The organism is Bacillus sp. RC252 (genome assembly GCF_044909215.1).
GTDB classification, from domain to species: Bacteria; Bacillota; Bacilli; order Bacillales; family Bacillaceae_G; genus Bacillus_A; species Bacillus_A mycoides.
In genome coordinates, this window is sequence record NZ_JBIYDV010000011.1 from 104,637 (window position 1) to 115,763 (window position 11,127).

1 protein-coding gene (cut by a window edge) is annotated in these 11,127 nt (G+C 40.0%); it reads right to left on the minus strand.

What is annotated here, in order from left to right:
- A protein-coding gene (locus ABH960_RS17010) for an amino acid adenylation domain-containing protein (RefSeq protein ID WP_404446898.1) crosses the window boundary here: on the minus strand, positions 1 to 10,924 show its 5' end (the start). The gene continues 11,393 nt to the left of window position 1, outside the view; 10,924 of the gene's 22,317 nt are visible here — the first part of the coding sequence; the start codon lies at positions 10,922 to 10,924; its stop codon lies off the left edge, out of view.
- Positions 10,925 to 11,127 lie beyond the last annotated feature (203 nt).

The following is an 11,127-nucleotide window of genomic DNA, read 5'->3' on the forward strand; positions in this document are numbered from 1 at the left end:
TTTTCATAAGCACCTCAAGTCTATCTCTAGAGCGAGCAGACAATGGTATCAGTACTGGCTGTGAAACACGACGAACATGATCAATACGTAAAGATTCCCGTTCAGGTTGATATTCCTTGATGATCAAATGTGCATTAGATCCTCCAGCCCCAAAGGACGAAATACCGGCAACAAGAGCCTTTTTACCATCTTTTTGTATGGAAGGAATCCAATCCTCTAATTGTCGCTGTACATAAAAAGGAGATGAAGAAAATATAATCCCGCTATTTAATTTTTCACAATGGATCGTTGGTGCCAGCTTACGATACTTCATTTGCATCAGCACTTTTGCCAATGAAGCCATACCTGACGCACTTTCGCTATGACCGATGTTTGACTTAACAGAGCCAATCGCACATCGTCCGATTTCATCCGAGGCGTTTTGAAAAGCACGTTTTAGCGCAGATACTTCTATCGAATCACCTAAAGCAGTACCCGTGCCATGTGCTTCAACATAGCTTACTTCATTAGACTCTATACCTGCATTTTTCAGCGCTTCGACAATAACATCAACTTCTGCATTTATATTTGGGGTGTTGTACTTATGCGTTCTTCCTGCAGCATTAACCGCACTACCTTGGATGATGCCATAAATATGATCACCATTTTCAATCGCCTTATCTAAAGGTCGTAACACAACTGCACCTACGCCTTCTGAGACCAAAATTCCATCAGCGTACTCCGAAAAAGGCTTACATTGTTTTCCTTTCGATATCATTTGAAGATCAGATAATAGCTTAAAGTGATCTGTATTCAAAAGCAGATTCACTCCTCCAGCAATCGCACATTCATTTCCCCCATTTCGTAGGCTTTCCATAGCAAGATGGATTGCTGTCAAGGATGATGAACAGGCTGTATCTATTGCCATACTTGAACCCTGAAAATCAAATAAATAAGAAGTGCGATTTGCAATCGATGAATACGCAGCCCTTCCGTTGTAGGTAGCATTCATCACACCAACAAACACACCAATCTTTCTCGTTTCAGCAAGATTCTCTGGTGTATATCCCGAATCCTGGATAGCTCTATATACAGATTTTATGAACACCCTTTCCTGAGGGTCCATCATTGCTGCATCCTTTTCGGAAATACCGAAAAAAGGTGCATCAAAACAGGCAACGTCTTCTAAGAAACCTCCATGTTCATTTTCTAACAGGGTATCGTCATACCACCATCTGTCGTCTGGCAACGGCCTAATACTGTCGATGCCGTTCGCGATATTTTCCCAGAATTGATCGACATTGTCCGCATCAGGCATACGTATATCCAATCCTACGATTGCGATATCACGCTTCATCGAAGGATCTTTCACATCACGTACGATTGGAGACTCCGCAGATAACAAATTGTTTTGATTTATGGAAGAGTCGCCAAAATGCAAAGAATCCGTATCTGTAGATTTGGACGCTAAACCTAATACATCTATTAGCTCATTCCTTCTTGAGGAAACCAAATAATCTACCATTTCCGTAATTGTTGGATAATCAAAAACAAGGGAATTGCTAAAATCGCTAAAATCTTTTGCCAGATCATTATTAATTTTCACGACCAAAATTGAATCAAGACCATACTCAAACAGACTGCAGTCATCATCAATGTCAGAACACTCCACTTTTAACGCTTTGCTTATGATTTGCTTCAAATAATTGACACATCGTTCTCTTACTTCCAATTCAATCGCCCCATTTTCATTCGATGAACAGTGATTGTCTAATAGCGCTTGCAGTTCGATAAATCTTTCTGATATAAAATAGTTCTCAAGCTTAGATATACAGTTATATTCGAACAAAAGTGAGCTATCCAAACCATCGAACGATTTTGCAAGCACGTTATTTATTTTAACCACAAGAATCGAATCAAGACCGTATTCTTCAAGATCGCGATCCACATCCAATTCTGATTCTGGAACATTGAGTGCTTCGCTGATTAACGATTTCAAATAGTTTTGAGTACGTTCTATGAACTGATCCTCATTCGAATTCAAGGAAACACCCGCCAAAGATGAATGGACAACAGAAGTTATCATGACATCATTACTATCAGAAGTCACATCCTTATTGGAAGGAATCACGATGCTGTTTTTCAAATCGCTGTCTATGAGAATACCATCGCTTGCTGCAACAATCACTTGTTGTCCGAGGCGTTTCGCGTTGGAATCTGGGAGAGTAGCATGGGTAAATCCAAGCTCAGACAAAATATGAATCCATGACTCGCCAGTAAGCCCAGGACTTCCAGGTATTCTCCATTCCTCATCCCGATATAACCACCATCCGTCGAGCAGTCCAAATGTCACATGTGCAAGAATATTGTTGCTGCACATTTCGTTCAATAACACAATTCCATTACACTTCATCACAGACTTAACATTACGTAATGTTTTGTGAATATCAGAAGTCGCGTGTAGTGCATTCGTGGAAATCACAATATCATAATAACCTGCATCAAATCCTTGTTCTGTTGGTTTATCTTCAATATTAAGAAGTTTAGTTTTTAGAAATGGATTTCCTTCTAAAAACGTATTCTCTGCTTGGATTAGAAACGCTTTAGATATATCGGTAAAACAATACTCGTCTATGGAATGCTGGAATGGCTTCAAAACATCTAATACGAAAGCCGTCGTTCCACCTGTTCCCGAGCCTACTTCAAGAATACGAATTTTTGTACTTGGATCATCTTCTAACCTCGACTTGAGTACATTATAAAGAATACTGCTTAACTGTAAGTTAAAGTAATCAACAACTGGATTTCCTTTATAGATTCCATCGAGAACTTTCATCGATGAATTTGGAAACAAAATATCCGTGGCCTTTTTCTTCCCGAGCAGGACATTTTCCAATTCCTTCAGACAATTCTCCACCAATTGCACATGTGACTTGAGATACATGTTTTTCAGCCACTGATGTTTTTCCCTATCCCATTGAGACCATAGCTCATTTATAGGAATATCGTTCTTCTCGTTGGGGATTAATCGGTCCGTGCCCTCAAGCTTGACGTAACCACCAAGCAAGAGTTGTCTTTTGCTCTCCTCTATCCAGCGATGGAATGGAGGTGGAAAAATTTGATACAGACGGCTCAAATCTATCCATGCATCCCCTGTTGAAGAGCTGTTTGATAGATTCTTCAGTATTACACATAAGATGTTCAGGGTAATATCGTGCATCGATTTCGGTGGCAATGAATCCGTAAGAATGTCAATCTGTTTTGATTCCCCTACAACGTTACGCAATACGCTCTGATTTTCAATTGCATTCGGAATATTTATGACCAATTGATGAGCATTTCCAGAGATATTCAACTGTCTAAGCCCCGCATCATTCAACGTTTTCACAAGTGCAACCTGTTGAAAAGGTCCAGACATCAGCCTCTCAAGATGAACCATCGATTCCTCTGCTTCTAATGAGTCAAAACCTAAGGTAGCCATTCGTTCCCGATAGAAGGCGTCCGAGACGACACCGACTGTTCCCCAGTATCCCCAGTTCATCGTTTTCACTAGTGGTTTTTTGTAGTCTGCCCCTTCATCATTGCAACTGAACCAACTAGCATCAGTATCCAACGCGTGTGCATAGGAATCGATAAAAGTACATCCAGCGGCATAATTTGCTTGTCCTGCTTCCCTAACAAATGTCTCAATGGAAGAAAAGAATAAAATGAAATCCAATTTTTCTTTTGAAAATACCTCAACCATATGAATACTTGTATCTACTTTGGATGAAGTTGCCGATACAAAACGTTCCTCATCCATATTTCCAAGGCTTTGGTCAGCTAGAACAATAGCTGAATGTATGACACCATGGATATGGGAATACCTCTCACGAATCTTCTCATATGCGCGTGTTAATTGTTCCTTGTCACGAGCATCTGCAGAAATATAAAATGGTACATCCACCCCATGCTTGGCAGCAAAATCTTTCATATCTTGGAGTTGTTCCTGAATACGCTTATTTATCGGGCGGCGTCCAATCCAGACCACACTTGCCTGGTAATGCTCAATCATGTATCGGGTCCAAAGCTCACCAACTCCTCCAGCTCCACCAATCACTACATACACTCCCCGAAGCCGATATACTGTTTCAGTACTTGGCTGTGTTTGAACAGCCAGCAGCCCTTGTGTAAACCATTGATCATTTCGTAACGCATATGTTTTTCCCTGAGCGGAAAAGGGTAGAGCAATAATTTTGTCCAATGGTAAAGGCATATCCCTCGGGACATCCACAAGTCGAATATCCCAATGAGAATATTCCTTAGCCATACTCCCGATCAAACCATGTACTCCAGCATAAACTGGATTTATCTTATCATGATCGTTTATTTTTTGAGTTGAAAATGTGACCACGGTCCAACGCAAATTCTTGACACCATAACCTGCACGCAAACAAGCCTTAATTAAGCGAAATAGATAAATCATTCCAGAATGTTGCTGTTCCTTTAAACTAGCATTTCCGTGTTGAAGATTTGTTTCGTTAGGAGCAAGCCATAGGATATGGAGTACATTTTGTTCCTTTATTTTAAGATACAGATCATCAATCGTATCATTTGGATTGATTAGGATACGCCCGTAATGACGATTCCATTGCTTGATTTCTTCAAATCGGTTGCCCGTCATATCAAACACAACCGTATTCGATATCCTAGATTCTACGCCGTTGTTAGATACGGTTGTATTTTTGATCGGATTCCAAACAGGAATGATTGTGTTTAGTTTCGAGTCCTGTGAGATATTCTGTTTATCCTTATGGATAGATAAACTTCTATATCCCATCCCTCTCATCCGCACACACACAACACCACTCTCGTCGATTAAGTCGATATCAAGCAGCTTAGCGAACGCACTTGTCTTGGTCGGATCTGCATCCCGAACGATAGAATACATCTTTTCTTTACAGCTTTTGTAGATCTCAACAGATTGGAGCGAAAATGGGATAGTGATTGCCCCTGTTTTCTTGCCAGACGGATCATTTTTCAAATTAGCAAGTTCTGAATCTGAGAGCAATCCAATAGAGCTCTGAATCGCCCCATCCAATATACTTGGGTGCAAATGATACTGGTTGAACACTTCAGATAATGAATCTGACAACTTCAAATGTCCAATTGCATATTGTGAACCTCCTTCTTCTCCACGATAAACTACATCGACTACCTTGAATGTATCGCCATATTCTACACCTGCAAGCTTCATATAATCATAACAAGTTTCTTTTTCAATTCGAGGATCGGTGGTATGGTTTAATAGAGTCTTCAAATCAACAACCGATTCTCTTCTAGGAGATGAGAGTATTGCCTCCCCCTCAGCATATTGAATCTGCTCATGATTTTCTCTATCAACAATCTTGAATATTATTTTGTCACCTTTACCTCCTATCAGATTTGTCCGCACTAATTCGATATCGATTACCTTCCCTTGTTCCGGGATTATCATCGGTCTTACCCAAGAAATGTTTCTAAGCTGAACATTTCGTTCCAGATTATCTTCATCTTCTGTAACATTGGAGATGGACACGCGTGCCATCTCTAACATTGCAACTGCCGGCATTATGATTTGACCAGCTACTACATGATCTTTCAGAAAATACTCTCGCCCTGTAAAAAAGGATCGATATCGAATTTTCTCAAACGTCGACACGTTACGATGGACAAGAGGGTGTATTCTATATTCTGATAACCTTGCATCTACAAGTTCGTCTGTTTTTTCTCCTCGACTAGCTTGTTCTGTGCTATTTAGACGTTTAGGCCATGGATATGACTTTAAATCAAATGGATAGGTCGGTAAACTCAATCGTCGATAAGGATGAGATTGAACATATTGCTTCCAATCTATGTTTGCCCCTGCCGTCCATGCCTTGGCCAATTCAACCGTATGATCTTCTAATGTGAAATCAGTGACCTTTTCTTCGAGAAAAGCATGATTCCCTTTACTATCCCGAACGCCTGTTACAAAGAAAGATGATTTCGTACCATCGAAAAAATGCTGCATTGCCTCCTGCATTTCACCAATGTTATGGACGATAAATGCAACTCTATGCTTCATTGGTGCACGCCCAATCTGAAACGTATAAGCGATGTTACGTAGAAACTGATAGGATTTGAAATCATCCATGTCAATCGTTATGGTCTGTATATGCTCAAACATCGCTTGGACATATTTAATTAAAGTCGATTCCTTATGAGCAGACATAGGCAAAATAACTAGATCGTTGGGAAGATTCACATCGCCATCTTTATCTGCTGGCGATTCAACATATTCTTCAAAAATAGCATGTGCATTTGTACCACCAAGCCCAATAGAACTTACTGCTGCTCTTCGCGGATGATCATTAGCCGACCATTCCATCTGATCCTTCACAATATAAAAAGGTGATTGTTCTACATTAATTTTTGGATTTTGGGTTGCATAGTTGATCGTTGGTGTTAACTGCTTGTTGTGTAAAGCAAGTACAGTCTTTATACATCCAGCGAGACCTGCTACAGTATCCAAATGGCCAATGTTCGGTTTGACTGATCCAATACCGCAAAATGAAGTTTTCGTGGTATCGCGACGATAGACTTCAGACAACGCTTTAAATTCAACCGGGTCACCTAACTTGGTTCCTGTGCCATGTGCCTCTACGTAAGAAATTGTTTCAGGTTGAATTTTCGTCTGTTCGATTACCTTTTGTATTACACGCATCTGGCCGTTAACGCTCGGGCTATAGAACCCTGGAGTATCACCCCCATCACTATTGGTAGCAATCCCTCTCAGCAAGCCGTAGATATGATCATTACTTTCAATTGCATCACTAGCACGTTTTAATAGAATTGCTCCAACTCCTTCACCAGCAATCATTCCATCTGCATCCTTATCGAAAGTTTTAATACGCCCATCGCTAGAGAAATTAAGTCCAGGCTGATAAATATATCCTTTATGATCTATATGGGAGATTGCTCCAGCCGCCACAATAGCATAGTCAATCTGACCGCTCATTAAACTATGAAAAGCCAGATCAAGTGCACTCATCGAAGAAGAACAGTTCGAATGAACCGATAAACTCGGCCCAGTAAATCCAAGCTGATAAGATATCATCGAGGAAATTGATCCATTTTGTGACAACACCCATGACAAGTACTGTTCAGGGTCTTCAGTCACATCCTCCGTTCGAAACTGAGCTTGGCTTAGCGCACCATATTGATGATTAGCCACGCTCACGTAGACTCCAGTATTGGCAATATCCTTATGATAATAACTTGCATCTTCCACAGCCCTCCATGAATGAATTAGGAGCTGTCGAAATTGAGGGTCCATATGTGTTACATGATTCGGTGACAGTTTAAAAAACTCTCCATCAAAGTAATCCTTATTCTCAAGATCTAAGCTAACAGGAACAAAGTTTGGGTTCTCCAGTACATCCGAAGGAATATTCGTCTGCTGTAAGGATTCCTTATCAAGAAAGGTCGTCATGTTCTTTCCTTCCATGAGATTATTCCAAAACTCCTGATAATTTTGTGCCCCTGGAAATTGGCAGGAGATTCCTATTATTGCTACACTATCCTGATAATAATCAGGATAGTGCTGTTTTGACGGTTCTTCCTGCGCGTGATGAAACTCCTTATTTTTCCCAAAAGAAAATGCTTCGCCACTCTCTTCATTCAAATAGTTACTGATTGCTTCAACATTCGGATATTTAAACAGGTCTGTCGAATCAAAGATAACGTTGAACTCTTTACTTACTTTTTCTGCCATTATTACGGCGAGTAGCGAGTTGCCTCCAGCTTCAAAGAAGGCATCTGTCACTTCCAAATCCTCAATATTCAAAAGCTCTTTCCAAATATCTAGAACACGTTTTTGAATTTCGTCTCCTCTGCTGGCAGACTGAGTATTTTTATGTAGTGTAATCTTTCGGTTCATTAAGTGCTTTCTATCTAACTTGCCGTTAGGGGTAAACGGTAAATGCTCAAGCTGTACGATGAAATCGGGAACCATATAAGCTGGTAACTTGTTAGCTAAATATTTTTTCAGATTTTGTGGGTCTACGTTATTAATCTTTTTGCTATCATCTACTGTTACATAATAAGCAATCAATTGTACAGCATCTCCTGAACCTTTTACAATCACTGCGCACTCTTTTATTTGATGATGACAGGCAAGATGATATTCAATCTCCTCAAGTTCAATTCTGAATCCTCTCACCTTCACCTGAAAATCAAGACGTCCCAAATATTCGATAGTACCGTCTGACCGCCAACATGCCAAATCTCCCGTACGATATATTTTTTCTCCAGGGACAACCGGATTCTCAACAAAAACTTTGTTAGTGAGTTCATCGTTATTTAGATATCCCTTCGCCAGTCCTATTCCAGCGATACACAACTCGCCCGAAACCCCGATTGGTGCAAGTCTGTTCGTTTCCCTATCTAAAATGTATAGCTTTGTATTTGGGATGGGTCTTCCGATTGGGATGCTTGTATCTTCATTATTGCTCTTTCCGTTTTTTCCACAAGAGAAATAAGCAGCATAAATCGAAGTTTCCGTCGGACCGTAAATATTCTCAACTCGCGCTCGATTAAAAAGGGAAACACATTTATCTGCAAGCTCTTTGGGAAAAGTTTCACCAGCAACCATCATGTATTTCAAAGACTGGTAATCCCTATGTTCATCGATTTCCTTTGCAGCTTCATAAAACAGGCTTAACATAGATGGAACAAAGTTGATATGCGTAATATCGTACCGTTTGACACAATCAACTAGCTTTTTCGGTGATTGTTCAGCTCCCTGTGGTGCAACAGCAACTGAACCTTCCCCAACAAACCACCCAAATAGTTCCGTAATGGACACATCAAACATATAGTTGGTTTTAAGGAGATATCTATCTTCCTTACCTACTGGAAATTCCTGTTCAAGGAAATATAGTGTATTCAATATACTTTGATGTGTAACACATACCCCTTTTGGCGTTCCCGTTGTACCAGAGGTATATAGGACATATGCAAGGCTATCCAACCCCTGATGAATCGAAGATACTTCCGCCTCTGGCAAAGTGCAGTACATCTCATCAGTTTTTTTATCCAAATCAATAAGACGTACGTTTTCTAATACCCCTCCCCCTTGCATGAGAACATTAAATAAGTGATTACTTGTTTTGGAATGTACGATAACTAGACTTACACGTGAATCCTTAAGAATATACCCAGCACGTTCTACCGGTATATTTGGATCTATCGGGACATATGCTCCCCCTGCCTTTAAAATTCCTAACAACGCAACAATCATGTCTAATGAGCGCTCGACACAGACAGCTACAAGGCTTCCAGGTTCAACCCCATGCAACTTAAGATTCGAAGCAAGGGCATTAGCTTTTTGATTGAGCTCTTCATAGGTGATTGAATTAGAACCATCAATTACCGCAATGTTTTTCGGCTTACTGAGAACCTTTCTCTCAAATATCTGATGAATACATTCCGCCTGTGGGTAATCCATCTTCGTGTTGTTCCAATCATTTACCAACAGGTCAACCTCATTTTGAGATAACAAACTGATATCAAAGAGTTTCTTCATCGGATCGTTTAAAATACAATCTAATATATTAATAAAATGTTCTCCCATTCGCATGATGGTAGACTGTTCAAACATACTTTTATTATATTTCCAGTTCAACATCATCCCATCAGGCTTATTTACTACCTCTAGAGTGATGTCATATTCACCTTGCTGATGTACCTCATCCATCAAAACGAATCCACACTCGCTCTCCGACAACGGATCAAGTACATCTTGAAAAGTAAATGCTGTTTGAAAGACTGGAGACATCCTAGTGTCATAACCGAGGTTCAACTTTCTTACCAATAACGGGAATGGATAAATGCATGCCATCCCATCCATGACATCCTTTTGGAGTGTGTTTAAATAACTCTGAAAGGATGTTTCGATGTTGATTTGGCTTCGCACTGGCATCATATTAATGCACAACCCTATCAACTTCTCAAAACGTTTCTCACTTCTTTGGTTCACGGGCATCCCGACCACAATGTCGTTCTGCCCTGAATATCTGTGCAATAATAGATTATAAACAGCAAAAATAACATTCCATACATACGCTTTGTGCTTTGACGTAAACTGATGAAGTCGCTCAACCTGAGTCATATCCAATCTCTGACTCCATGTATTAGCCTCGTTCATTGTTGAACGAGGCTTATCTAACGGCAAATTCAAGCGAGGTAGAGATTGCTTCAGCTTCTCTTGCCAGTAATCTAAAGATGCATCACCTTTCTCCTCAATTAGAGATTTCTCCCTTTTCACATAATCATCATATGTTGCATCTACCGTCTCAATTGTTGGTTCATCCCCCTCTCTATAGGCGTTATATGTCTCGTACAGCTTTTGAAGAAATATAGGGACAGAACCTCCATCAAAAATAATATGGTGAATTGTAATTAGAATCACTCTTTCACTATCAGAAGTACCGAATATCGTCACACGAAATAATGGACCTTTTTCTAAGTCGAAAGGAACTTGCACGCTCTGATGAATGTGATTGATTAATTCTTCTTCCAAATTCACAGAAATATCCTCTATCGTCAAGCTTAGCGTTTTGTTTGTCGGGTCAATCTGATAGGAAACAGAACCCTCCTCCATTGTAAACACTGCATTCAAGATCGGATACTGCTTCATCATGAAGTGGCATGCCTTAGTAAAGCACGATAAATCCAAATGATCGACCCGAAAACACAAAGGAATATTGTATGCCGCTGATTGTTTATTCGATCCCTGTATGGCCCAAAGACCTTTTTGAGCTTCTGACAGCTGTAGTTCCTTGCGTTGGTTTTGTAGTTGTAAAAGTATTTTTTTTATATCTGATTTATCTAATCTGTCGTCCTTATACTGGGCGATAAGCTCACCTATCTTTCCAAGATCCATTTGAACATATCTCCTTCATTAATAAATTAACGTCAACACTTCATCAATATCCATAGAACCGTCCTCGAGTCTTCTCAATGCATTCAGTAGCTTATGATCGGGTTCTTGCACTTCCTGTTTTTGATTTTCCACACGATTATCCATAGTAGATACTGACTCGGAAGAAGATCCATCTTGCTTCACTACAATGAGTTTATCCAAAG